General features: G+C 70.3%; 22 protein-coding genes and 1 pseudogene. 12 read left to right on the top strand and 11 right to left on the bottom strand.

Annotated features, from left to right (window positions below; all coding sequences use genetic code 11):
- Positions 1-12: 12 nt before the first annotated feature.
- Entirely contained in the window at positions 13-867 is an 855-nt protein-coding gene (locus ACLVWQ_RS07365; protein WP_414107361.1) for a class II fructose-bisphosphate aldolase, read from the top strand.
- 67 nt (positions 868-934) lie between these two features.
- Here the strand turns inward: ACLVWQ_RS07365 and ACLVWQ_RS07360 are convergent, their stop codons facing one another.
- From ACLVWQ_RS07360 to ACLVWQ_RS07350, 3 genes are all read right to left on the bottom strand, one after another.
- Positions 935-1,222 (bottom strand): hypothetical protein, encoded by a 288-nt coding sequence (locus ACLVWQ_RS07360; protein WP_414107360.1) that lies wholly within the window; start codon positions 1,220-1,222, stop codon positions 935-937.
- A gap of 451 nt (positions 1,223-1,673) precedes the next feature.
- A complete protein-coding gene (locus ACLVWQ_RS07355) occupies positions 1,674-2,306 on the bottom strand; it encodes a response regulator (RefSeq protein ID WP_414107359.1) in 633 nt (210 codons plus the stop codon).
- Positions 2,303-3,550: a sensor histidine kinase gene (locus ACLVWQ_RS07350; protein ID WP_414107358.1), complete on the bottom strand. Its 1,248-nt coding sequence runs from the start codon at positions 3,548-3,550 to the stop codon at positions 2,303-2,305. Before ACLVWQ_RS07350 ends, ACLVWQ_RS07355 begins: the two co-directional genes overlap by 4 nt.
- Positions 3,551-3,719: 169 nt before the next feature.
- Here ACLVWQ_RS07350 and ACLVWQ_RS07345 point away from each other — a divergent pair, with 169 nt between their 5' ends.
- Positions 3,720-4,538, top strand: coding sequence for a class I SAM-dependent methyltransferase (locus tag ACLVWQ_RS07345; protein WP_414107357.1), 819 nt, complete (start codon positions 3,720-3,722; stop codon positions 4,536-4,538).
- Positions 4,539-4,574: 36 nt separating this feature from the next.
- Here ACLVWQ_RS07345 and ACLVWQ_RS07340 read toward each other — a convergent pair whose 3' ends face one another.
- A complete protein-coding gene (locus tag ACLVWQ_RS07340; RefSeq protein WP_414107356.1) occupies positions 4,575-5,516 on the bottom strand; it encodes an aldo/keto reductase in 942 nt (313 codons plus the stop codon).
- Between the two features lie 84 nt (positions 5,517-5,600).
- Between ACLVWQ_RS07340 and ACLVWQ_RS07335 the strand changes: the two genes are divergently transcribed.
- From ACLVWQ_RS07335 to ACLVWQ_RS07325, 3 genes are all read left to right on the top strand, one after another.
- A complete protein-coding gene (locus tag ACLVWQ_RS07335; protein WP_414107355.1) occupies positions 5,601-6,221 on the top strand; it encodes a TetR/AcrR family transcriptional regulator in 621 nt (206 codons plus the stop codon).
- A gap of 194 nt (positions 6,222-6,415) precedes the next feature.
- Positions 6,416-7,738 (top strand): family 43 glycosylhydrolase, encoded by a 1,323-nt coding sequence (locus ACLVWQ_RS07330; RefSeq protein WP_414107354.1) that lies wholly within the window; start codon positions 6,416-6,418, stop codon positions 7,736-7,738.
- Between the two features lie 156 nt (positions 7,739-7,894).
- Positions 7,895-8,614, top strand: a complete 720-nt coding sequence (locus ACLVWQ_RS07325; protein WP_414107353.1) for a LuxR C-terminal-related transcriptional regulator — start codon at positions 7,895-7,897, stop codon at positions 8,612-8,614.
- A gap of 64 nt (positions 8,615-8,678) precedes the next feature.
- On the opposite strand, the gene ACLVWQ_RS07320 is transcribed toward ACLVWQ_RS07325, so the two are convergent.
- Both ACLVWQ_RS07320 and ACLVWQ_RS07315 read right to left on the bottom strand, forming a co-directional pair.
- Complete coding sequence (locus tag ACLVWQ_RS07320) at positions 8,679-10,208, bottom strand: aKG-HExxH-type peptide beta-hydroxylase (RefSeq protein ID WP_414107352.1); 1,530 nt, start codon at positions 10,206-10,208, stop codon at positions 8,679-8,681.
- Between the two features lie 116 nt (positions 10,209-10,324).
- The gene (locus tag ACLVWQ_RS07315) at positions 10,325-10,459 is read right to left on the bottom strand and encodes a hypothetical protein (protein WP_414107351.1); all 135 of its coding nucleotides are present in this window, start codon (positions 10,457-10,459) and stop codon (positions 10,325-10,327) included.
- A 327-nt stretch (positions 10,460-10,786) separates the two neighbouring features.
- Between ACLVWQ_RS07315 and ACLVWQ_RS07310 the strand changes: the two genes are divergently transcribed.
- Together ACLVWQ_RS07310 and ACLVWQ_RS07305 are read left to right on the top strand one after the other, a co-directional pair.
- Complete coding sequence (locus tag ACLVWQ_RS07310; protein WP_414107350.1) at positions 10,787-11,284, top strand: peptidylprolyl isomerase; 498 nt, start codon at positions 10,787-10,789, stop codon at positions 11,282-11,284.
- A gap of 676 nt (positions 11,285-11,960) precedes the next feature.
- Positions 11,961-15,242: a LamG-like jellyroll fold domain-containing protein gene (locus tag ACLVWQ_RS07305; protein ID WP_414107349.1), complete on the top strand. Its 3,282-nt coding sequence runs from the start codon at positions 11,961-11,963 to the stop codon at positions 15,240-15,242.
- Between the two features lie 96 nt (positions 15,243-15,338).
- On the opposite strand, the gene ACLVWQ_RS07300 is transcribed toward ACLVWQ_RS07305, so the two are convergent.
- Positions 15,339-15,776 (bottom strand): MarR family winged helix-turn-helix transcriptional regulator, encoded by a 438-nt coding sequence (locus ACLVWQ_RS07300; RefSeq protein ID WP_414107348.1) that lies wholly within the window; start codon positions 15,774-15,776, stop codon positions 15,339-15,341.
- 40 nt (positions 15,777-15,816) lie between these two features.
- Between ACLVWQ_RS07300 and ACLVWQ_RS07295 the strand changes: the two genes are divergently transcribed.
- Complete coding sequence (locus ACLVWQ_RS07295) at positions 15,817-16,794, top strand: NAD-dependent epimerase/dehydratase family protein (protein ID WP_414107347.1); 978 nt, start codon at positions 15,817-15,819, stop codon at positions 16,792-16,794.
- A gap of 129 nt (positions 16,795-16,923) precedes the next feature.
- Here ACLVWQ_RS07295 and ACLVWQ_RS07290 read toward each other — a convergent pair whose 3' ends face one another.
- The 3 genes and pseudogenes from ACLVWQ_RS07290 to ACLVWQ_RS07280 form a co-directional block, all read right to left on the bottom strand.
- Positions 16,924-17,739 (bottom strand): SAM-dependent methyltransferase, encoded by an 816-nt coding sequence (locus ACLVWQ_RS07290; RefSeq protein ID WP_414107346.1) that lies wholly within the window; start codon positions 17,737-17,739, stop codon positions 16,924-16,926.
- Positions 17,740-17,854: 115 nt separating this feature from the next.
- Positions 17,855-18,103: pseudogene (locus tag ACLVWQ_RS07285) on the bottom strand (DUF397 domain-containing protein); the annotation flags it as partial.
- A complete protein-coding gene (locus ACLVWQ_RS07280; RefSeq protein ID WP_414107345.1) occupies positions 18,100-18,972 on the bottom strand; it encodes a helix-turn-helix domain-containing protein in 873 nt (290 codons plus the stop codon). The gene ACLVWQ_RS07280 and the pseudogene ACLVWQ_RS07285, both read right to left, overlap by 4 nt.
- Before the next feature lie 387 nt (positions 18,973-19,359).
- Here ACLVWQ_RS07280 and ACLVWQ_RS07275 point away from each other — a divergent pair, with 387 nt between their 5' ends.
- The 4 genes from ACLVWQ_RS07275 (at position 19,360) to ACLVWQ_RS07260 (ending at position 21,757) form a co-directional block, all read left to right on the top strand.
- Positions 19,360-19,713 (top strand): ATP-binding protein, encoded by a 354-nt coding sequence (locus tag ACLVWQ_RS07275; protein ID WP_414107344.1) that lies wholly within the window; start codon positions 19,360-19,362, stop codon positions 19,711-19,713.
- Between the two features lie 292 nt (positions 19,714-20,005).
- Entirely contained in the window at positions 20,006-20,956 is a 951-nt protein-coding gene (locus tag ACLVWQ_RS07270) for a bile acid:sodium symporter family protein (protein WP_414107343.1), read from the top strand.
- A gap of 178 nt (positions 20,957-21,134) precedes the next feature.
- Positions 21,135-21,374, top strand: a complete 240-nt coding sequence (locus ACLVWQ_RS07265) for a hypothetical protein (RefSeq protein WP_414107342.1) — start codon at positions 21,135-21,137, stop codon at positions 21,372-21,374.
- Positions 21,374-21,757 (top strand): toxin Doc, encoded by a 384-nt coding sequence (locus ACLVWQ_RS07260; RefSeq protein ID WP_414107341.1) that lies wholly within the window; start codon positions 21,374-21,376, stop codon positions 21,755-21,757. Before ACLVWQ_RS07265 ends, ACLVWQ_RS07260 begins: the two co-directional genes overlap by 1 nt.
- Positions 21,758-22,192: 435 nt before the next feature.
- On the opposite strand, the gene ACLVWQ_RS07255 is transcribed toward ACLVWQ_RS07260, so the two are convergent.
- The gene (locus ACLVWQ_RS07255; protein ID WP_414107340.1) at positions 22,193-23,620 is read right to left on the bottom strand and encodes a phosphatase PAP2 family protein; all 1,428 of its coding nucleotides are present in this window, start codon (positions 23,618-23,620) and stop codon (positions 22,193-22,195) included.
- Positions 23,621-23,652 lie beyond the last annotated feature (32 nt).

Here is a 23,652-nt window from a genome sequence, read left to right as displayed (position 1 = left end):
AGGAGCACCCGCATGCCCTTGGTCCCCACCGACTCACTGGTCACCCGGGCCGCCGCCGGACATCAGTGCGTCGCCGCCTTCAACGTCATCACCCTGGAGCACGCCCAGGGAATCGTGGCAGGTGCCGAGACCGCCGGCCGCCCGGTCATCCTGCAGATCAGTCAGAACGCCGTGCGGTACCACCGCGGACAGCTCACCCCTCTCGCCCTGGCCACGGCCGCACTGGCGCACTCCGCCACGGTCGAGGTCTCCCTTCACCTCGACCACGTCACCGACACGGACCTCCTCCACCAGGCGGCCGACGCCGGCTTCTCCTCCGTGATGTTCGACGCCGGGGCCCTGCCCTACTCCGAGAACGTCACCGCCACCGCCTCAGCGGCGCAATGGGCGCACAAGGCGGGGCTGTGGCTGGAAGCCGAACTGGGATATGTGGGCGGCAAACCCGACTCCCCCGCGAGCGCACACGCCGCCGGGGTACGCACGGACCCCGCGGAGGCCGCCGACTACGTGGCAAGCACCGGTGTGGACGCCCTAGCCGTCGCCGTGGGCAGCAGCCACGCCATGACCCGGCGATCGGCGACGCTGGACCACGCGCTCATCGAACGGCTCCGCGAAACGGTCCCGGTCCCGCTGGTGCTGCACGGCTCGTCCGGCGTCCCCGACGAGGAACTCCGCGCCGCGGTCCGGGCCGGCATGGTGAAGATCAACATCGGGACGGCTCTCAACGTCTCGTTCACCCGCGCCGTACGCGACGCACTCGACGAAGAACCCGCCCTCACAGATCCCCGCAGATACCTGGGACCGGCCCGCGACGCCGTGGCCACCACCGTGCACGACATCCTCACCACGCTGACGACCTCACCCTGACCGGACCCCGGCCACGGCACGAAATCACCGACCGGGGCCCGGTGGCGGACCTGACCGCCTCTCCCGCTCAGGGACAGGTGGCCGCCGTGTCGATCCTGATGCCGGTCACCTCGAAGTTCGAGCTGAACTGCTGGTGATGGTTGGGCGGAAGACACGTGTACTGCGTAGCACCCGTGCTGACGACGATGTAGCGGAGGTAGGCCCGGTCGTCGTTGCGGGTGTTGTTCACCCAATTCGCGCCACGGCTTTGGGAACCGAGGTTCTGATAGCCGGTCGTGACGTCCCGGTAGGCGGCCGTAGGAGCCCCGTCGGCCCACTGGGCATCGGTCAGATAGAAACAGACCCGCGGATACACACACCCGTTGTAGGAATCTGCCGGACCCGCAGCCGGGGCTGGGGCTGCGGCCGGGGCTCGGACAGGAGCGGCGGAAGCCGCGGTGGCACACACGGCGGTGAGCGCGAACGCGCCCAGAACGGCAGTCAGACGAACGTTGTTCACAAAACCTCCTGCATCGGAGCCTGACCGGACTGCGAACGAACACTCCTCTGCCGATCGGCGCTCCGCCGAAGCCACTTGAACCAAACCACCCCCGGGGAGGGCGCGCGGAGAACTCGGCACACCGCCCTGAACCACCTGCGCCCCGTCCGGCCGCACACTGCCCGCAGCGGCGGCAGGCATGCCGGAGTTCATCGCGGTGTCCGACCGGTGCGCCGGTCGACGCCGGTTCGCGAAAAGGGCCGTCCGCGTCCTCAGACCGTCACCCCACCCTTCACTCCACCCGTCACCTCAACCTTCACCCCACCCTTCACTCCAGCAGCCGCCTCTCCTTGGCGACCGCCACCGCGCCCGCCCGCGTCTCCACCCCCAACTTGCCGTAGATCCGCCCGAGATGGGTCTTGACCGTCGCCTCGCTGATGAACAGGACGCGGGCGATCTCCCGGTTGCCCGAGCCGCGGGCAAGCTGTCCGAGGATCTCGTGCTCGCGCGGGGACAGCGTGGGACGCAGGCCGCGCAGCCGGACCATCAACCGGTCGGCCACCGGGGCCGACAGCGCCGTACGACCGGACGCCGCGTGGCGGATCGCCGTGAACAGTTCATCGGGGTGTTCGGCCTTGAGCAGATAGCCGGTGGCGCCCGCCTCGACGGCCCGGGTGATGTCGGCGTCGGTGTCGAACATCGTGAGCACCAGGACCCGGGGGCCCGCCCCCGCGCCCTCGGAGGTCAGCCGCCGGGTGGCGGTCACGCCGTCCATCCCGCCGTCTAGCTGGAGGTCCATCAGGACGACGTCCGGACTCAACCGGGCAGCCATGGCCAGTGCCTCCTCGCCGGTCGCCGCCTCACCGACCACTTCGATGCCGTCGGCGCTGGACAACAGGGCCCGCAGCCCCGCACGTACCACGGCGTGGTCGTCGCACAGCAACAGCCGGACGGGCGTCACAGGACAGGCTCCTCGGGAGTGGTGGCGGGGTACAGGGGCACGGAGGCCAGGGGGATCGCCGCCGACACGACGGTGCCCTCGCCCGGCGTGGACTCCACGGTGAGCGTGCCGCCCGCCTGCGCGGCCCGGATGCGCATGGCGGGCAGCCCGTGTCCGCGCGGACTGCCCGGGGCCGGTCCGGGCAAGGGGCGCGGGGCGTCCGTCCCGAACCCGCGCCCGTTGTCCGCGACGTCCAGCGAGATCTGGTCGTCCAGGCAGGTCAGGGTCAGCGCGGCCCGGGTCGCCGCCGCGTGTTCGCGCACATTGGCCAGCGCCCCCTGGGCGATCCTCAGGAGCCCCGCCTCGACCCGTTCCGGCAGCCTGCCCGGCTCGCCGTCGAGCCGGAACTCCACCGTCAGCCCGGGACCGCTCTCCCGTGTCGCGAGTACGGCGAGCGCGCCCGGCAGGGTGTCGTCGGCGAGGTCCGCCGGCGCCAGGCCGTGCACGAACCGGCGGGCCTCGGCCAGGCTGCGCGAGGTGATCTCCGCCGCCCTGTGCACGTGTTCGCGGGCCGTGTCCGGGTCGGTCCGCCAGACGCGCTCGGCAGCCTGGAGAAGCATCCGCTGACTGGACAGGCCTTGCGCGACGGTGTCGTGGATCTCCGTGGCCAGCCGCTGGCGTTCCGCCAGGACACCCGCTCCCCGTTCGGTGGCGGCGAGCTCGTGCCGCGTACGGACCAGGTCCTCGATCAGGACGCGTTGCCGGGCCCCCTGACGCTGCAGATGCACCATCACGGCGGTGGCGACGGCGGCGACCGCGGGCGGGGCGATGACCATGTTGGGGTTCAACGCACCCTCGGCGACCCGTACTTCAGAGGCGACGACCAGCGCGGTGAGCACGGCCGCCACCGGCACGGCGATCCGCGGCGGCAACGCGTGCAGACCCGCGAACAGCAACGGCATCGCGCACCACGTGGCGCTCGGCGCGAGCGCGAGAAGCACGACCCAGACCGTGGACACCGAGCCCAGCCAGGCCAGATGACGCCCGGTCGGCCGCGAACCGGGGGCCGGCGGCGCGGCCAGGACGCGACCCAGGATGTACAGCAGGCAGAAGACCGCGAACAGCGCCACCACCCACCCGGTGTGCGCCCCGCCCCGGTCGCGGGTCAGGAAACGCACGAACGAGGAGCCGAGCAGCAGGAAGAACGCGACGTGCACGACCACGCCCAGCCACCGCTCGTCCGGATCACCGTGTTCCGTCCTCATGCTCATCCTTCGTGTCTAACGCACCGCACGCGGCACCGCGTCAACCGATCGGCTGATGCCGCCGTCACCCGAACCTCCACAGGACCACAGCCTGTTGACCGAGCCGACCGCACCCCTCCCGCGCCGAGGCTGGAACCACACCATCCACCCCTCGGGACGGAAGCACCCCATGCCCACGAAGAACCTCACCGCCAACCGCGCCACCCTCGGCCATCGCGTCGGCTACGCCCTGCGTCACCCGGACCGGGTCCCCCGCTATCTGACCCGAGCGGCCCGGGACCTGTGGCTGCGCCGTCGTCACACCGACCATGTCTCCTACTACCGTGCCGTGATGCGCTCCGACACCCGGGCCGACCCGGACACGGCGGTCGGCAGCCGCAGCCGTGAGCGATGGCTCGCGCTCGGGGCCATGCAGTTCGACTACCTGCTCGGCCACGGTCTGCGCCCCGAACACCGCATGCTGGAGATCGGCTGCGGCAACCTGCGGGGCGGCTGGCGGTTCATCCGCCATCTGGAGGCCGGGCACTACCACGGCGTCGACATCTCGCCCGACATCCTCACCGCCGCCCAGGACACCGTGGTGGAGATGGGCCTGCAGCAGAAGCTCCCGACGCTGAGCCCGGTCCGTGACCTGACGCTGCGGTTCCTGCCCGACGCCCACTTCGACGTAGTGCACGCGCACAGCGTCTTCTCGCACTCACCGCTCCCCGTCATCGACGAATGCCTGGCGCATGTCGGCCGGGTGCTCGCGCCCGGCGGCTGGTTCGACTTCACCTTCGACCGCACCGAGGGCGAGGAACACCACGTTCTTCGGGAGGACTTCTACTACCGCACCGAGACGCTCACGTCCCTGGCAGAACGGCACGGACTGCGGGCGCGCTTCATGGACGACTGGGAAGAACTCCCCCACGGCCAGTCCAAGATCCGAGTCACCCAGGGGAACCCCGGCCCGGTGGAACAGACCCCCACGCCCTCGGTCGCCCCTTGACCGCCCCCTCGGTCGCCAGAGACCTCGACGGCGTCTTCAGCCGAGCGCGATGTCTCCTGAGCGGGACGGAACCGCGTCGAGGAGGGAGAGTGTCGCGCTGTCGAGCGTGACCGCTCCGGCCCCCACGTTCGCCTCCAGGTGCTCGGGGTCCGCCGTGCCGGGGATCAGCAGCACGTTCGGGGCGTGGTGGAGCAGCCAGGCCAGTCCGACCTGCGTAGGGGTGGCGTCCAGCGCCCGCGCAGCGGTGACGACGGTGGGCTCGTCGGTCACCTTCGGCATCCCGTCGAAGGCGCTGCCGAGGGGGAAGTACGGAACCCAGGCGATGTCCTCCTGTCGGCACAGCCGAAGCATGTCCTCGTCGTCGCGGGCCAGGAGATTGTAGGCGTTCTGCACGCACGCGATGCCCGCGGGCAGGGCGCTGCGCAGTACGTCGAGGGAGACGCTGCTGAGGCCGATCGCACCGATCTTGCCCTCGTCGCGCAGGGCGGTCATCTCGGCCAGCTGGTCGTCGAGGCCGACCAGCTGATCCCCTTCGGCACGCAGGCCGGGGCCCTGGTCCGTGCGACGGAGGTTGACCAGCGGGATCTGCTCCAGGCCGAGGCGGGCCAGGTTGGCCTCGACGCCGGCCCGCAGCTGTTCGGGGCGCTGGGCGAGGCGCAGCGGGATCGGGCCGTCGGGCTCCGGCTCGGCACCGACCTTGCTGACCACCATGACGTCGTCCTCGGGGCGGACGGCTTCGCGGATCACCTCGTTGGCGAAGCCGTGGCCGTAGAACTCGGCGGTGTCGATGTGGTCCGTTCCCAGCTCGACACAGCGGCGCACCAACGCGACCGCGGCCTTGCGGTCATCTCGCAGGCGCTCCAGCTGCATCGCGCCGAAGCCGATCCGGGAGACCGTACGGCCCGCCAGTCGTCCGGCGCCGCCGGCGCGCCGCGCCCCGGAGGCGGTGAGCTGAGGAGATCGGGCAGGGGAAGCCATGGGAGTGCTCCTTCACGTGGGACCATAGGCGAAACGGAGTAGCTCCGTTTCGCCCACCGTAACACTAACCGGAGGTCCTCCGTTTTGCCTGGGAGCAATTCACCAGCCACCGGCCGCGACGCTTCGCCGCCGGACCGGCCGGTACGCGCCGACGCCCGCCGAAACCGCGACAGGCTGCTCGCCGCCGCCCGGGACGCCTTCGCCTCGACACAGGAGGCCGTACCACTGGACGCGATCGCCCGCGCGGCGGGCGTCGGGATCGGCACCCTGTACCGGCACTTCCCGACCCGCGAGGCGGTGGTGGAAGCCGTCTACGCCGCGGAACTCGACGACGTCGTCTCCAGCGCGCCGACGTTCCTCGCGGAGCTCGAACCCCCGGCCGCGCTGCGCGCGTGGATGACCCGGTACGCGGCCTTCTTCAAGATCAAACGCGGTATGTCCGACACGCTCCGCGCAGGCTGGGCATCGGGAAGTATCGCCACCCCCGCGACACGGGAACGCGTCACCGCCGCCATCGCCCTCATCCTTCACCAGGGCGCGCGGGACGGTTCACTGCGCTCGGACGTCGAACCCGATGACGTCACGATGATGATCCTGGGGGTGTTCCTCTCGACCACGGCGATCGACTCACCGGACAGGATCGACCGGCTCCTCGACCTGATCGTCGACGCGCTGGGCCCGGCCTCCGGGCGCCAGGACCGGTGACGCGGGGCCCGAGCAGTGATCCGGCGAACGCCGGCAGCACAAGGAGGACATGACCCCGGGCGCGGTGCCGTGTTCCGGCCATGACCAGGATCACGAACGCCTGGCGCCGGATTAAATAACCGGTCCCTTGACGTAGATCATCGGCGTTTTCCATGCTGGCAGCAGTTGATACCGGCACGGAGGAGAGCTGACGGTTGACCAGCCACGAGAACGGATCACCCGTCGGACGCCGGTCCCTGCTGGCCGGCGCCGCCGGTCTGGGTGCGGCGGCGGCACTGCCCGCACCGCCCGCGCAGGCCGCCCCGTCGGCATCCACGCCCGTGCGACGGCACCCGGCCAACTGGCCCGACCCCGCCCCCTACGGCCTCGCGGACACCCGCCGGGACCTCTGGCCGAGGGACGACAACTCCTTCGTCCTGCCCCTGGAGCTGCGCCCGCGCGACGAGGAGCGCGGGCTGGTCTGGATGCGCGACACCTACGTCAACTGCTTCGTCGTCGACGGCCGTCCGCTCTACGTCGCCACGGGCACCACACGGGTGCCCGGACTCGACACGGCCGGCCCTTGGAACGACGGCATCTTCGTGTGGGTGGCGCGCTCCCTCAAGGGACCCTGGAGACTCGCGGACACCACCGGCATCCGGCCCGGCGAGGAGAAGGGCAAGGTGTGGTCGCCCGAGTTCGTCGGCGAGAACCGGCCGGGCCGCACGGTCGTGGCCCCCTGGCAGGAGTACTGGTACGACGACCACTTCGGCAAGCGCGGGGAGGCCTGGGCGCCGGAGCTGCACCGCTTCGGCGACAGGTGGTACATCGTCGCGTGCATGGGCGACCACTCCAAGAAGGTCGGCTCGTTCATGCTCGTCAGCGAGGGCGGCGTCGAGGGACCGTACCGGCTGATCGAGGGCAATCTCGACAAACCCTTCGGGGATTCGTTCGTCGGGGGCCCCGCCTTCATCGAGCCCGGCGCGTACCACCACATCGACGGCAGCCTGTACTCCGAGGGTGACGACGCCTGGCTGGTGCTGCACAACAACCTGTACGCCAGGTTCCGCGACGACATGGAGGACATCGTCCCCACGACGGACCTCCCGGCGTTCCGGCAGACGCCCTACTCGCCCGAGCCGTACCTCGAAGGCGCGTACGTGTTCAAGTACGGCGGCAAGTACTACCTGCTCCAGGCCGCCTGGGACCGGACCTCGGTGAACCCGGACGGCAGCGTCCGCCAGGCCTACGACCCCGGCGCGACCGGTCGTGTCCAGTACCAGTACGACGCGGTCGTCGCCGTCTCCGACGCCTTCGAAGGACCCTACTCGCGGCGCTGGACGGCCGGTGTCGGGGCCGGCCACAACAACTTCTTCGAGGATCACCGCGGGCAGCTGTGGGCGACGTTCTTCCGCAACCCGAACTTCGGCCACTGGTCCGACGCCTCGCGGATCGCCGACGCCGCCGTGCCCGGTGTCGTACAGGTGGAGTGGACCGGCCCGAAGGGCGATCGTCTGTACGTCCGGCGCCGCGACTGAGGACAGGCGGCCGGCCGGCAGCCGGATCCTTGTCCGCGGGGCGCAACGGCCCGCGGATCAAGGGGAGTTCTACGCTTTCACCTGGACGTTGACATTGACGGTGCGGGAGAGCGCTTCGCTGGGCCCGCGCCGGCTCGGGTGTAAGGATGGGTCGACATGGCCGACACGGTCCAGGGTGCCGGTACGCGCGTAGTGGTGATCGAGAGCGTTCCGCTGATTCTGGGCGGCTTGCGTTCCGCGCTCGAGGACGACGGGATCGCCGTCGTCGCAGCGACCCACGACCCGCAGAGCGGTATGCGTACGATCCGCCAGGAGAGGCCCGACGTGGTCGTCGTCGACCTCGATCTGCCCGGCCGTACAGGGCTCGGGCTGCTCCAGCAGGTGCGCCGGCAGGCCCCGGCGTCGCGGCTGGTCGCCTCGGTGTCCCCGGAGCGCGACGACGACCGTCTGCTGCTGGCCTCCCTGCTGGCCGGGGCCACCGGCTACCTGCTCAAGACCGCTCAGGCCGTGGACCTGCTGCGCACCGTGCGGGCCGTGCAGCGGGGGTACGTGACGCTGGGTCCACGGGCCGGCGGTGATCTCGCCACCCTGCTGACACGCTTGACGGAGGCCGACGAGGCCCTTCCGTTCCCGGCGCTGACCGACCGGGAACGGGAGGTGCTGCGGCTGGTCTCGCTGGGCTACGGGAACCGCCGGATAGCGCAGGAGCTGTTCATATCGGAGAAGACCGTACGCAATTACGTCTCCACCATCCTGCCGAAGATCCATGTCTCCAGCAGGCTGGAGGCCATCGTCTCCGCGCGCCTGGCCGGCCTGGAGACGGCCTCCCCCGGCACCGGTTCCGTGGGGGCGCAGGCGCAGGGACGTCCCGGCTGAGCGGCGGTCGAGGCCGACAGCGGGGTCCGCGGGGCCGGTCCTGCGGGCAGGCAGTGGCGCGTGGCTACGTGGCGTGGGTGACGAGGCCCGCGGCCACCAGCCTGTTCACGCTGTCGCCCACCTGCCGGGCGGCCTCCGACGAGCCGCTCTCGAGCGAGGCGGCCCGTGCGTAGGCCGAGCGAACCGAGTCGAGGTCACGCCCGTCGCACAGCGAGTAGACCGTCCAGGCACGCCCGTTCAGCCAGTGCATCCGGGCCGATCCCGCGGGGCTGACGACGAGTTGCCCCAGACCCGGCAGAGCACACGCGTCCACCGGTGTGACCCGCTGGAGGACACCCGTGCGGGGCGCCTCCGGCAGGGATTCGGCCGGTTCCGGCCGCCCCGGCGTCGCGGCGGCCCGGTCGGGGGGCTGCGGCGCGCCGTCGTCCACCAGGCACAGCGCGGTGAGGAGCCAGCGGACGAACCGGTGCCCGTTCCCGGTCAGCGCCTGTGCCGGCAGCGAGAGCACGCACTCGGCGAGGTACCGGGCCCGCTCCACGCTGGTCCGGTACTGCCCGCTCGCGGCCGCAGGGGTGCCCGCGCTGGGCTCGTCGAGGTCCTCCGCCGACGGGGGCGCGCCGAACCTCTCCCGAACCGCCTCCCCCGCCCCGGCCGCCGCGGCCCGGAAGACCAGCAGGTGTACGTAGAAGTGCAGGGCGACGATCACCCTGATGACCGTCCAGGAACCGATGCGCCACGGGATCGGCACCCGCTCGGCGGCGTTCTCGACCACGGAGCCGCACCGCAGCGCGTCGAAGAGCTTCAAGTGCGCGCCCTCGTGCAGGAGGCTCTCCGCGGCGAGCCACGGGGACGTGCAGCGCTCGGGGGCCAGCAGGACCGTCGAGGGGAGCGGGTCCCCGCCGGACATCGACTGCAGCGGCCCCTCCTCGCTCTCCCGGTGGGTGAAGCCCACCACCGAGACGTGGCCCAGCACCGAGGCGCCCGCGGCGGGCAGCAGGGTGGCCAGCAGTTCCGCGCCCTCCCGCAGGACCGCCAGGACGTCGTCGGCCGGATCGACCGGTCCCGGCGCCCCGCTGTCGCCGAGCGCACCGCGGTACAGCTCCATGAGCCGCCCGGCCAGCGCCTCCTGCGAGCTCTCCCGGGGCACCGGATCGGTCAGCACCCAGGCGTCCCCGAGCCCGGGCCACGCGCGCCGGTGCGGGGCGCTGAGGCCCTCGCACGGCCCCGCTCCGGACGCGGCGGCCGCCGGCCCCGCCCCGGCACCGGGTACGTAGGGGCGCGCGTAGGTGCCGAACGAGCTGGGTCCGGGCCGGCCGCTCTCCAGCCGCGCGAGGTCCACCTCGAAGCTGTTGCGCAGCACCGGGTCGTACAGCAGCGGGCGCAGAAGTTCATCGTCTGCCGCCGCGGTTCCGTTCAGGACGTCCGCCGCCGCGCTGTCGGAGCGCGCCAGCATCGTCAGCCCCAGCCGGAACCGGGCGAGATTGCGCTCACCGATCGCACCCGAGTCACCGAACTGACCGTCGGAACACAGCAGGCCGTCCGCCTGAGCCACCCGATCGGCGACCGGCGCGGCGGCGGAAAGCGAAGCGGGCAACGGCAAACCGTCCTCCGAAGACAGGCAGTGAACAGCGGACACGGACAGGGGCACGCGAAGGCACGCGGGGTGCCGGCACCGGGCCGGAGCCCGGTGCCGGCCGAACGCGCCCTGTGTCAGGCGGCCCGGACCGCCTGGTACGACGGGAGCCAGGCACGCTCCTCCGGCGCGTCGACAGCCACCTGCGGCGTCTCCTCGTCACGGAGCAGGCGCGGAGCCAGGTCGGGAGTCTCGATATCGTCTACCAGCATGTCCAGTCCCTTCAATCGACATCGGGCACAACAAGCCCGGGCGGAACGCAGGACACTCTGCCCGGAACATCATCCTCCGACACCTGTGTCCCACACCGATGAGACGGATGTCCCCAATCCTGTCCCGCACCCCCACAGCCCCACCACTAAACACACACCCCACGCGTAACACGGCCGATCCGCTGCTCACGGCGCGTGCGGGCCCGTCCCGGTGGCGCGTCGTCACCGGAGAGGATCACGAGGGCGGACGCCGGAAATCGGTCTTCCCGAGCGCGTGGGGCGGGGCGGGCCCCGAGCGGGGCCCGGCGTCATGACAGGATTGTTCTCATGTCTACCAACGTCTACTTCGACATCACCATTGACGGCGACGCCGCGGGCCGGATCGTCTTCAAGCTCCACGACGACGTCGTCCCCGCGACGGCGCAGAACTTCCGTGAGCTGGCCACCGGCCAGCACGGCTTCGGATACGAGGGTTCCGGCTTCCACCGGGTCATCCCGGACTTCATGCTCCAGGGCGGTGACTTCACCCGCGGTGACGGCACCGGCGGCAAGAGCATCTACGGCGCGAAGTTCAACGACGAGAACTTCAAGCTCAAGCACGACAAGCCGTTCCTGCTCTCCATGGCGAACTCCGGCCCCAACAGCAACGGCTCGCAGTTCTTCATCACCACCGTCCTGACCCCGTGGCTGGACGGCAAGCACGTCGTCTTCGGCGAGGCCGTCGAGGGCCAGGACCTCATCAAGAGGATCGAGTCCCTGGGCACCTCGTCGGGCACCACCCGCGCGAAGATCCAGATCGCCTCCTCGGGCGTCCTGGAGAACTGACCTCCCCGCCCCGGGCGGCAGCGCCGGCACGACACGGCCTGCCGCGGGGCCCCGCCACGGGGCGCCGGGTGTGGCGCCGGAGAACACCGGAACCGCACCCGGGGCACGGGTCACACCACGCCCCGGACACCAGACAGACCAGCCCGGGCGGCCGACCCGTCCGGGCACGGTGTCGTCGCGACCGGTCCCGCCCCTCGGTCACGAGCGGTCGAGCCCGCCGCGTGAGCGGCCATGTGCCGCGTGCGGCACCGCGGCGACGGCCGGCGATCTCAGCCCGTCAGCGCCTTCGAGCCCCCGCCACGGGCCGCCGCAGGCCGCGATCACCCGCGGCCGCGCCCCGCCCGCAGAACCGGCCGGCCCGAACTCTCCTCGCCACGAACCTCTTTGACGAGCCCGCGCACCGCGCCCTCGATCCCTTCGTCGAGCCCGGCCGCTCCGCCGCACCCCGGCCCCCCTCGTCGTGTCACCAGGAAACAGAGTGCTGCACAGGGTCTGGACAGGGTCCTGAGAGCGTGTTGTCATACCGCAGGCAGAGGGTTTCCAACGTTGAAAAGGCCGCCTTACCGAATGTGCCTCAGCCTGTGCGCAGCTTCTTTCTACGGGCTTCCTCGCGGAAGCCCGTAACCCTGCCCCGGCGGTCGGACGCGGTCACGGCCTCTGTACGAGGAAAGGTTCGATGACTCCACACGACGCCCGCCCCAGAGTCAGAAGCAGAGCCAGAGTGCTGGCGCTGTTCGCCACGGCCGCCCTGGTGCTGCCCCCGAGCGGAATGCTGCCCGTCGCGGCGGCCGCGGAGTCGACGAGCGGTGTCTCGGCGCCCGCCGCCGAACAGGCCGCCGTCAAGACGCACGGCCTCAAGGGTGAGTACTTCAGCATGTCGGCACCCGGCGCCCGGGACTTCGCCGAACTCGGCGGTACGACGCTGGACCCGCAGATCAACTTCTCCGGTCTGACCGACACCTTCAAGGAGTTCACCGGGAAGACGGAGCACACCACCGCCCGCTGGACCGGTCAGATCGAGGCGCCGGCCACGGACGACTACACGTTCTACGCCATCGGCGACAACGGCTTCCGGCTCTACATCGACGACGAGCCCGTCATCGACCACTGGGAGGGCGACTGGGACCGGGAACAGACCAGTCAGTCCGTCAGGCTGACCGCGGGCGAGCAGCACACGTTCCGTCTGGAGCTGTTCCAGGACACCGGCGGCGCCAACATGTACCTGCGCTGGTCGACGCCGACGCTGGCCAAGCAGATCGTGCCGATGTCCGCGTTCACGCCGCCGGCCGACTTCGAGGTCTTCCCCGTGGAGCTCACCGTCGCCGAGAACGGGCTGCGGCTGCGCGCCCGGTTCGAGGGCAAGGTGGGCAAGCTCCAGGCGGTCAAGGACCACCTCAAGGCCGAGGCGGACACCACCGCCATGCCGGTGAAGTCGGTCACCGCCGTGCCCGGCGACTCCTCCTCCCTCTACGTCAACCTCTCGGAGCCGATCCAGAAGAACCAGCTGGTGCGGGTCTCCTACGACGGCGAGGGCGGTCTGACGGCCGGCGGCAAGGCCGTACCGAAGGTCATCCGGTACGCGGAGAACGGCTCCACCCACCGTCTCACCACCAAGTGGGGCGACAAGGTCGACAAGAAGCACCCGCTGCCCGAGTACCCGCGTCCGCAGCAGACGCGGTCCAAGTGGGAGAACCTCAACGGGCCTTGGCAGTTCAGTGCCGCCGAGGCGGGTGAGCAGCCGGTCTTCGGCAAGAACCTCGACGAGAAGATCATCGTGCCGTTCCCGGTCGAGTCGCAGCTCTCCGGGCTCGAACGGCACGAGGACCACATGTTCTACCGCCGGGTCATCGACGTGCCCAAGAGCTGGAAGGTCGGCAAGGACGACCGCTCGAACCGGCTGAAGCTCAACTTCGGTGCCGTCGACTACCAGTCGCGCGTCTACGTCAACGGCACGAAGGTCGCCGACCACACCGGCGGGTACAACGCCTTCACCGCCGACATCACCGACGCGCTGAAGGGGACAGGCAAGCAGGAGATCGTGGTCGCGGTCACCGACACCGGTGGCGCGGACCAGCCCATGGGCAAGCAGTCGACGAACCCGGGTGGCATCTTCTACACGCAGACCTCCGGTATCTGGCAGACCGTGTGGATGGAGCCCGTGGCTCCCGCCGCGATCGAGAACGTCGTCACCACGCCCGACATCGACACCGGCACCCTCGCGGTGACGGTCGACGCCGAAGGCGCCTCCTCCTCCGCCCGCGTCGAGGCCGTCGCCCGTGACGCGCGCGGCAAGGTCGTCGGCAAGGTCGGCGGGGCGGCCGGCACGAAGCTCACCCTGCCCGTGGCGAAGCAGCATCTGTGGAGCCCCGACGACCCGTACCTCTACGACCTCGACGTCACCCTGACCGACGGCAGGTCGAGCGACAAGGTCCGCAGTTACTTCGGTATGCGGAAGATCGGTGTCGAGAAGGTGGGCGGCTTCAACAAGCTGGTCCTCAACGGCAAGCCGATCTTCTCTCTCGCCACCCTCGACCAGGGCTTCTGGCCCGACGGTCTCTACACCGCGCCCAGCGACGACGCCCTCGCCTTCGACCTGGAGGCGCACAAGAAGCTGGGCTTCAACGCGGTGCGCAAGCACATCAAGGTGGAGCCGGCGCGGTGGTTCTACCACGCCGACAAGCTCGGCCTGCTCGTCTGGCAGGACTTCGTCTCCGGGAACCTCACCGACGAGACGGGGCAGAAGGCGTTCGTCGACCAGGGCCGGGAGACGATGCGCCAGCACCACAACTCCCCCGCCGTGATCGGCTGGATCGTCTTCAACGAAGGCTGGGGCGAGTGGAACCGCGAGGAGACCGGCCGCATCACCGAGGCCGTCAAGGCCGCCGACCCGTCCCGTGTCGTCAACGCCCACAGCGGTGTCAACTGCTGCAATTCCAAGGGTGATTCGGGCAAGGGCGACATCATCGACCACCACGACTACAACAACGACGACCCGCCCTTCCCGGACGACGAGCGGGCCGCGATGGACGGCGAGCACGGCGGCTTCACCCTGCGCTCCCCCGGACACATGTGGCCGGGCGCCCCGACCGTCATCTACAGCGGTGTCACCACCAAGGCGGAGCTGACCGCCAAGTACGTCGAGAACACGGAGAAGTTCTACGTCGAGCAGGCCAGCGCCGAACTGTCCGGCTCGGTCTACACCCAGATCACCGACCTGGAGAACGAGCTCAACGGCCTCTACACGTACGACCGCCGGGACATCAAGATGGATGCCGCCGCGGTACGGAAGGTCAACCTCAAGGTGATCGCGGCCGGTGCCGCGGCGGGCACGCAGAAGCTGAAGGGCGGCCACTGGACCCTCGACGAGGGCGCCGGCGCCACCGCCGCGGACTCCGGTCCCGGCAAGAAGCCGCTCACCCTGCGCGAGGGCGCGTCCTGGACCGACGGCGTCCGCGGCAGTGCTCTGCGGTTCGACGGTCAGAAGCAGTACGCGGAGACCTCGGGACCGGTGCTCGACACCAGTGGCAGCTACTCGGTGTCGGCCTGGGTCCGGCTCGACGGGATCCCCGGCAACTACGGCACGGCGGTCAGTCAGGACACCCGTGCCACGGCCAACGCGTTCTACCTGCAGTACGGGCACGGCAACTTCGCCTTCAGCACCCCCGGCGAGCGCCGCGCCCAGGTGGCCGTCGCCGCGGAGACGGGCCGCTGGTACCACCTCGTCGGGGTACGGGACTCCGGCACCGGCGAGATCCGGCTGTACCTCGACGGAAAGCTGGCGGCGACGGCCGCCGGCGGTGCCGCCCTGCCGAGCACCGGCCCGCTGACCGTCGGCCGCGCCAACTGGGAGGGTTCGAAGGTCGACTTCTGGAACGGAGCGGTCGACGAGGTCCACGCCGTCGACCGCGCGCTCACCGACCAGGAGGTGAGCGACCTCTACGCCGGCGAGAAGCCCTGACCGGCAGCACGCGCGGTAAGCAGCAGTGAGTGGTCCCGGTGACGAGAGGTTCCCGTCACCGGGACCACTGCTGTGCGCGGCCCGCGGAGGGCCGGTTCAGGCCCCCAGCAGGGTCCGCAGCGTGCGGCGCAGCTGAGCGGCCGCGCTCGGGCCGACCGCTGCGAGGAACGCGCTCTCGGCCTCCCCGTACGCCTGCTGCGCGGCGTCGTAGGTCCGCACCCCCTGCTCGGTGAGCTCGACGACGTTCCTGCGCCGGTCCGCCGGGTCCGGTCGACGCGTGACGACGCCCTTCCGTTCGAGCACGTCCAGCAACGCCACCATCGTGGTGCGGTCGATACCGAGCGTCTGCGCCACCTGGAGCTGGGACGTCGGTTCGCGGTGGGCCAGGACGCGCAGCGCCCCGAAGTCCTTGCTGTCGATCCCGAGGGGTTCGAGCGCCGCGTCCGTCAGCGCCGTGAACTTCAGGGTGGCGTGTTTGAGGAGATACCCGAGGACGTCGTGCGGGTCGGCGGTGGCGCTCGCTTCGGTGGACATGCGCCCCATCTTACGCTTAGGCTGATCGTCAGTACTACTGATGATCAGCACTGCATCGAAGGGCATCGCCATGATCCTCGTCACCGGAGGGGCCGGCTTCATCGGCTCCCACACCGTCCGCGCGCTCGCCGAAGCGGGTGAGGAGTGCGTCCTCCTCCAGCGCCGCAGCCCGCAGGTTCCGCCCCACCTCGCGGACCTGCCCGTGCACGTCGTCCAGGGCGATGTCGCCGACCTCGACACCCTGCTCGCCGTCGGGCGGAAGTACCCGATCACCGGCATCGTGCACCTCGCCGTCGCCCTGCCCTGGCCGGTGGCGAGCGACGATCCGATCGGCGCGTCCGGGCGGGCACTCGACGCGTTCCTCAACATCGTCCGCGCCGCGCAGACCTGGGGTGCGCGCCGCGTCGTGACCGCGAGCACCATCGGCGTCTACAGCGGCACCGCGGCCGAGGGCGCGCTCACCGAGGACCTGCCGCTCTCCCTCGAGCACGTCCACGTCATCCCGACGTTCAAGAAGATCACCGAGCTGCTCGCAGGGCATCTGTCGGACGTGGCCGGCGTGGACATCGTCAACGCACGCATCTCCGGCACCTGGGGGCCCGGCGGACACCTGCCCGACCCGTTCTTCGCCGCCCCGTCGCTCGCACTCGCCGCGGCGCGGCGGACCGAGCCCGACCTGACGGGGCTCATGGCGCCGCCGCACGCCGAGGACGCGCTCGATCTGCTCTATGTCAAGGACACCGGCCGTGCGCTCGCGCTCCTGCAGCTCGCCGACGAGCTGCACCACGCGACGTACAACGTCGCCTCCGGCCGGGCCACCAGCAACACCGACGTCATCACCGCGATCGGGTCCGTCGAGCCCGGCTTCCACTGGGAGCTGCCTTCGGCCGGAGCGCGGCCCGTGAGCTGGCTCGACATCACACGGCTGCGCGAGGACACCAGATTCGAACCCCGGTACGACACCGCCGCCGCGGCCGCCGACTACCTCGCCTGGCTCCGCGCCGGAAACGAGCGGTGACACCCGGGTGCAGCCGCGCGGCACGGTCAGGCGTCCCCCGGTCATGCCCTGGGCGATGGTGAGACGGCGGACGGACGGGCTCCTGGAACGCGGTGTCGTCGTCCAGGAGCCGCCGTCCGGCGAGGTCCTTCAGGGCTTGATGCCGACCCCCACCCACAGGCTGACCTGTGCGTCCGTCGGGGTCTCGGGGCCGGCGGGCTGGGTGGGCCGCCAGCGGTGGCCGACGGTGACGCCGGGGGTCAGCAGGTCGAGCCCGTCGAAGAAGCGCGCCACGTCCTTCTGCGACCGGAACTGCACCGGCGTGCCCGAGCCGGTGTAGATGTCCGTCACCTTCTCCCAGGTGGGCGGGTCGAAGTCGGGTGTGCAGTGGCTCAGCGCGAGGGCGCTGCCCGAGGGAAGTTCCGCCATGACCCGGCTGACGATGCCGTACGGGTCCGCCGCGTCGGTGATGAAGTGCATCAGCGCGTTCAGGGACAGGGCGATCGGCTGGGACCGGTCGAGGATCTCGGCCAACTCCGGTGCGGACAGGAGGGAGTCGGGGTCGTTGACGTCGGCCTCGACGTAGGTGGTGCGGCCCTGCGGGGTGCTGCGCATCAGCCGCTCGGCGTACTTGAGGACCAGCGGGTCGTTGTCGGCGTAGACCACTCGGGCGTCGGGGACCACGGACTGGGCCACCTGGTGCACATTGGGCTCGGTGGGGATGCCGGTGCCTATGTCGAGCCACTGGCGGATTCCGTGCTCCTGCGCCAGTACCCGGGTGGCGCGGTGCATGAACGCCCGGTTCTCCCGGGCGCAGGTGAAGATGCCCGGGTAGGCGTCGGCGACCGCCTCCGCAGCCTGCTTGTCGACCGGGAAGTGGTCCTTGCCGCCGAGGTAGTAGTCGTACATGCGGGCCGAGTGCGGCCTGCTGGTGTCGAGGTCCCGCGCGGCGTGGGTGTTGCTCATTCCGTCTCCTTCAGAAGGTGTGCTGCGGTGTGCCGGGCAGGTCGTGGCCGGCGGCGGCCCGTTCCCTCACCCTTGTGCCGGCGGTGCCGGTCTTCCTGACCCGCTGTCCGTCCCTGCCGGTCGTGAGGTGGTCGGCCATGCCCTGCTTGACCCCTCGGACGAACGCGCTGATCTCCTCGGGCGTGTAGATGAGCGCGGGGCCGGCCGGGTCGGTCGACTGACGCAGCGCGACCCGTCCGTCGGCGAGCCGCTTGGTCTCCACGCACTGGCCTCCGTTGGGTCCGCTCCACGGACGCTCCCAGCCCTGTTCGCCGAGGTCCGAGGCGGGCATCCCGTTGTAGACGGTGTCTTCGGTGACGGTCATGAGTACTCCTTGCGCATGCGGTTCAGGAGTGCCTTGCTGGCCCGGGACGAGGTCAGCAGCGACATCCTGTTGTGCGCCTCGAGGTGATCGACGACGTCCGCGCGTTCGTCCAGGTACACCGAGGCCGACAGGATCTCGCTGTAGACGATGTCCGGCAGTTCCGGCTCTTCGAACCGGAAATAGGTGAAGGGTGCGCACGCTCCGACGTGGGCGCCGACGGCGAAGGGCAGGATGTCGATGCTGACGTGGTCCAGCTCCGACACCTCCAGAAGCCGGTCGATCTGCTCGCGCATCACATCGGGGCCGCCGACGATCCGGTGCAGGACGGCTTCCTCCATGACCACCCACAGGACGGGCGCGTTCTTCCGGTCCAGGAGTGCCTGCCGGCGCAGCCGCAGGTTGACGCGGCGCTCCACGTCCTCCTCGGCTCCGTTCGGGAGGCCGCCGCTCAGCACGGCGTGGGCGTAGTCGTGGGTCTGCAGGAGCCCGGTGACGTAGTGGGGTTCGTAGGTACGCAGCGTGCTGGCCCCGGTCTCCAGGCTGACGTACGCCGTGAACCAGCTGGGCAGCGCGTCACGGTAGGCGTGCCACCAGCCGGGTTTGTTGCCCTGCTCGGCGAGGACGACGAACTCGTCTATCTCCTGTTGCTCCGCGCCATAGGTCTGTAAGAGCTTCTCGACGTAGAGGGGTTTGAGGGCGACTTCCGCCTTCTCCAGGCGGCGGATTGTCAGGGGTGTGACCCGCAGAGCCTTGGCGGCGTCGGCCAGCGAGACATCCGCACCCTGCCGCATGTCCTGGAGCCGTCGGCCGAGGATCATGCGCAGCACTGTCGGGGCGCTCGCGCCTGCGCCGTTACGAGCTTCACTCACGCCCAGCCTCCTGATGATCTGTCACCGGACTGATTCTGACAGCGACTTGATGACGACACCAGTCTGATTACGTCTTGCTGAAATTATCAGGGAGCCGGTTGCAGCATGAACTGAACTGAGAGCATAGTTGCCTTGAGAGCGAGCCTTCCCGATCGGACGGCACACCGCCAACTCCTGGGCGCGCCAGGGGAGTTACGCCTCCCTGCGCTCAGGCAACAGACCACTCCCCCTGCCCTCGCCCGCTCAGGTCAGCTCCTTGTACCGCGCCGCCCGCGCTGGAAGGCGATCAACGTGACCCCCCACACGGACTCTTCGCCCGAACTGTTATCCCTCACCCCCCATCCGGGCCGAGAGCACTGGTTCGGCCTCCCCTCGCTCCGTACGAGCGTGCGAACGGCCCGTGACACGGTCCGGCGCCAACTGCGTACCTGGCGACTGCCCGGTGACGCGTGCACCGACGCCGTGCTGCTCATCTCGGAGCTGACGACCAACGCCGTCATCCACTCCGAGAGCGCTCATGTGCTGTGCGGGCTGTCGCTGACCTCGCGCGAGCGGCTGCGGATCGAGGTGCACGACGACGGGCGCACCGTGACCCGTCCGTCCGGTGGCCGGCCCGGCTCCGAGGACGAGAACGGCCGGGGCCTGCTGATCGTGGAGCAGCTCGCGGACTCCTGGGGAGCCGCCCGCTCACTCCACACCGGAGGCAACGCGGTCTGGGCGGTTCTGCGGATCGGGCTCTGACCACGACGGCATCGGCCTCCGGCGACCTCGACCCGGTGGCCTCGTCCGCGTCCTGGACCTCCGTCGCCGGCCGCGCGGCTCCGGCCGCCGACGGGCGGGCGGCGCGACGAGGCCGCCACTGCCGGCCACGGCACGCCCCGGTCCGGCGAACCGCGCCGAGCGGAGTGTGCGGGCTCCCGGTTCTCCTCCGCGGGCAGTGCGGGGCCGCTTCGTCCGCCGTCACCCGGCCGAGCGGTGATCACATGCCGAGACAGCCTTGCGTCATGGCCCTGACCAGGCGTTGTCTCGCACGGTGAGTACCGAACACCACGCCAAAGACACCACGGACGACCGCTCCGCGCGCCGCGCCGTCACCATCTTTCCCGTCCTGGTTCTCGCCGCGGGCGCCGTCGGGCTGCTGCTCCCGGGCAGTTTCACCGGCTGGGGCGAGTCGGTCCCGTACCTGCTGGGAGTGGTGATGTTCTGCATGGGCATCACGATGACCCCGCAGGACTTCCACGGCGTCGCCAGACGGCCCTGGGCGGTGGCCCTCGGACTCGTCGCGCACTACGTCATCATGCCGGGACTCGGCTGGGCCATCGCTCATCTGCTGCAGCTCCCTCCGCAGCTCGCGGCGGGCGTCATCCTCGTCGGCTGCGCTCCCAGCGGCACCGCCTCCAACGTGGTGACGTACCTGGCGCGCGGTGACGTGGCGCTGTCGGTCTCGGTGGCCACCGTCTCCACGCTCGTGGCCCCGCTGGTCACCCCGCCGCTGACCCTGCTGCTGGCGGGCGAGTACCTGCCCGTCGACACCGGCTCCATGGTGACCGACATCCTCAAGACCGTCCTGCTGCCGGTCCTCGCGGGACTCGGGGTGCGGCTCCTTGCGGGCCGCTACGTGGAGCGCGCCCTCCCGCTGCTGCCCTGGCTGTCCGCGGTGACCATCGGGGTGATCGTGACCGTGGTCGTCGCGGGCAGCGCCGACGCCATCAAGTCGGCCGCGCTGCTGGTGTTCGTCGCCGTGGTGCTCCACAACTGCCTCGGTCTGGCGCTGGGATACGGCGCGGGACGGCTCACCAGGATGGGCGAGCCCGCGAGCCGCGCCATGGCCTTCGAGGTGGGTATGCAGAACTCCGGGTTGGCGGCCTCGCTGGCCACCGCCCACTTCAGTCCCCTGGCCGCGCTGCCCGCCGCGGTCTTCTCCGTCTGGCACAACATCTCCGGCGCACTCGCCGCCGCTTGGCTGTCGCGCCGGGGGCGCTGACCGGGGCTGTCGGGGAAGACGGGACGGGCGGGGAGGGCGGGACGGGCGGGTGATCATCGGCGACGAGTCGCGCGTCGCCGGTTCGGCTGCTCCCCCGGTGCTCTTCCGGTCCCGCTCTTCCCTACTCCTTCACCGGACGGGGTCGCACAGGAAGGTACCGACTAGGTACCATACCCTTATGCCATCACTGAATGTGACCTTCACCGACGAGGAAATGGAAGGGGTCCGCGCGGCAGCCGCCGCCGAGGGCAAGAGCCTCAAGCAGTACATGCACGACCTCGGCGTCCGCGAGATGCAGCGCAAACGGTTCGTCGCCGGCGCCGCCTCGTGGGCGGACAGGCTGCGCGCGGAGTTCGACGAGGCCTTCCCCGACGAGGTTCCCCCGTCGCAGCGCGGCGAGGGGGCCACCGCCGCCTGATGAGCGAGATCCTGTACATCGATGTCCCATGGCTTCTTGACGTCCAGGACGCCGCTCTCGACAACGACGACGTGTCGGTCACCGACTACTCGGCCCTTGTCGCGGCCGTCGCCCGTCACAAGACGCGCATGCCGACCCTCGCCACGTCCAACCCCGACACCGCGTGGCGTGCGGCCGCGCTCCTGCACACCATCGTGCGTCTCGAACCGCTCCCGCACCGCAACAGCCTCTTCGCCGCCTTCGTCACCGGTCAGTACATGGACCAGTCCGGGGAAGGGATCGACCCTCCGTACGGGGCTCTGTCCGACCTGATCAAAAAGGTCCGCGAAACCCGGCTGACCATCTACGACATCGCCGACTCGCTCCGCTCCTGGCGGATCTGACCTCGCCACAGGACGGCGGCGGCAGCGGGGACGCCTCGCGTCTGCGGCCGGGGGCTGCACCATGTCGCGCCATGCCGCGCCGCGCCGCGAAGGGCTCGACACGTCGATCTGTCCACAGGTCGACAGAGTCCAGAGTCGGCCCCGCCCTGCGGGGAGGTGGGGCGGGGCCATCTGCGAGGGGCGCCGTGAGCTTTCCAGGCATGTGGCTCGCGATGGAGCCACAGAGGTCCGGCAGCGCCCCTCTTCGGCGACTATCCCACCAGCACGGATACCTCTGGCATATTCCAGCCACATGCCCAGGACGAGCGGGTCCGTTCCCCCCGCTCCGGCGCGGCCTGAACCCTCGGCCTTCCTTCGTGTTCCCCATGTCGAACGAGGCTCGAACTTGACCATGCCATCGCTCAAGAACGGACCGGAGACCGCCTCAGCCCCGTCTCAGACCAGTTCGGGCCGCGGCGCCGGTCGGCGCGTCGGCTCGGCGGCCGGCCCCCACAGCGCCGTGGTCCTCACGTAGCCGTAGACCACCGAGGCCGTCGTGAGCACGAGCAGCGGTCCGAACACCCACGGATACCTCGCCATTTCCATCGGCAGAAAGCGATAGGACACCAGGAGCGCGACGAACACGCTCGCACCGAACACGACCAGCCGGATCCCCGACCGGTCCCAGCCCCGGTCCAGCGACCGCAGAGCCGCCTCGACCGTGAGGGTGAACACCACGCCGGCGATGAGGTCCACGCCGTAGTGATAGCCGAACCCCAGCGTCGCGCAGACCGTGGCGACCAGCCAGAACGTGCCTGCGTACCGCAGAATCCGCGGACCCTGCCGGGAATGGATGAAGATCGCGGTCGCCCACGCCGTGTGCAGGCTGGGCATGCAGTTCCTCGGAGTGATCCCGTCGAACGCCATGGGATGCGGGACGCCGACCGGCGGCGGCGTCCGCGGCCACAGGTCGCCCACCGCCCACGGCGCACTGGGCGGCATCTCGGCCCACAGGCTGACCGACGCCCAGTGCTCGGCACCGGTGCCGTAGGCGAAGACCGGTCCGACCACCGGGAAGACCATGTAGACGGCGGGCCCGAGGAGACCTATCACCAGAAAGGTGCGCACCAGGTAGTGGCCCGGGAAGCGGCGGTCACGTGCCACGTGACGCAGTTGGTACAGCGAGACGACGACCGCGGCCACCGCGAGCTGACCGTAGACGACGTCGAGGAAGTTGAAGCCGATCGGTCCGGTGGCCGTGACCACCCGGCCCGCCAGCCACGACGGGTCACCCAGCGCGCGATCGGCGGTCGCCACATACTGGTCGAGCACCATGGGGCGGGTCTTGGACGTGATGAGGAGCCAGGTGTCGCCGGTCTTCCGGCCGGCCACCAGGAGCAGCCCCAGCCCGACCCCCTTCAGGAGCAGGACCCGGTCCCGGCCGGTGCGGCGGGTGACGGCGACGACGGCACCGCCCAGCATCACCCACAGCGCGCCGTTGCCGAAGGGGTGGCCGTCGGTCACCTTCGCGTCGGCCGCCCACCGGACCACCAGAAGAACGAGGTCGATGCCGACCGCGACACCGGCCGCGATGAACCGTTGCCGCCAGGTGAGCACCACCATCATCAACGCCATACCGGCATACAGCAGAAAACCCGACTTGGGGGCGGATATCACCTCGCTCACCTGGCTGGTGATCGGCCCCGGCAGTCCGTAGCGACGTGCCGTGATCTCCAACGCGACCAGGAATCCGAGGGCCGCGAGAGCCACCACGGCCCAGAGCGCTCCCCGCGATCGACGCCCCGCGGAGAACACGCTTCTTCGCTTGATCCGCGGAAAATCCCGCAACGGTACCTGTATCAATTTTCCGCCGATTTCTAGCATTCCGAATCGAAGATCAGGGCGGGCTCAGCCCT

This window comes from Streptomyces sp. CWNU-52B, from assembly GCF_047444975.1.
Classification (GTDB): domain Bacteria; phylum Actinomycetota; class Actinomycetes; order Streptomycetales; family Streptomycetaceae; genus Streptomyces.
Note: the sequence above shows the minus strand (reverse complement) of the source record. Positions and strands in the feature narration are given on the sequence as shown.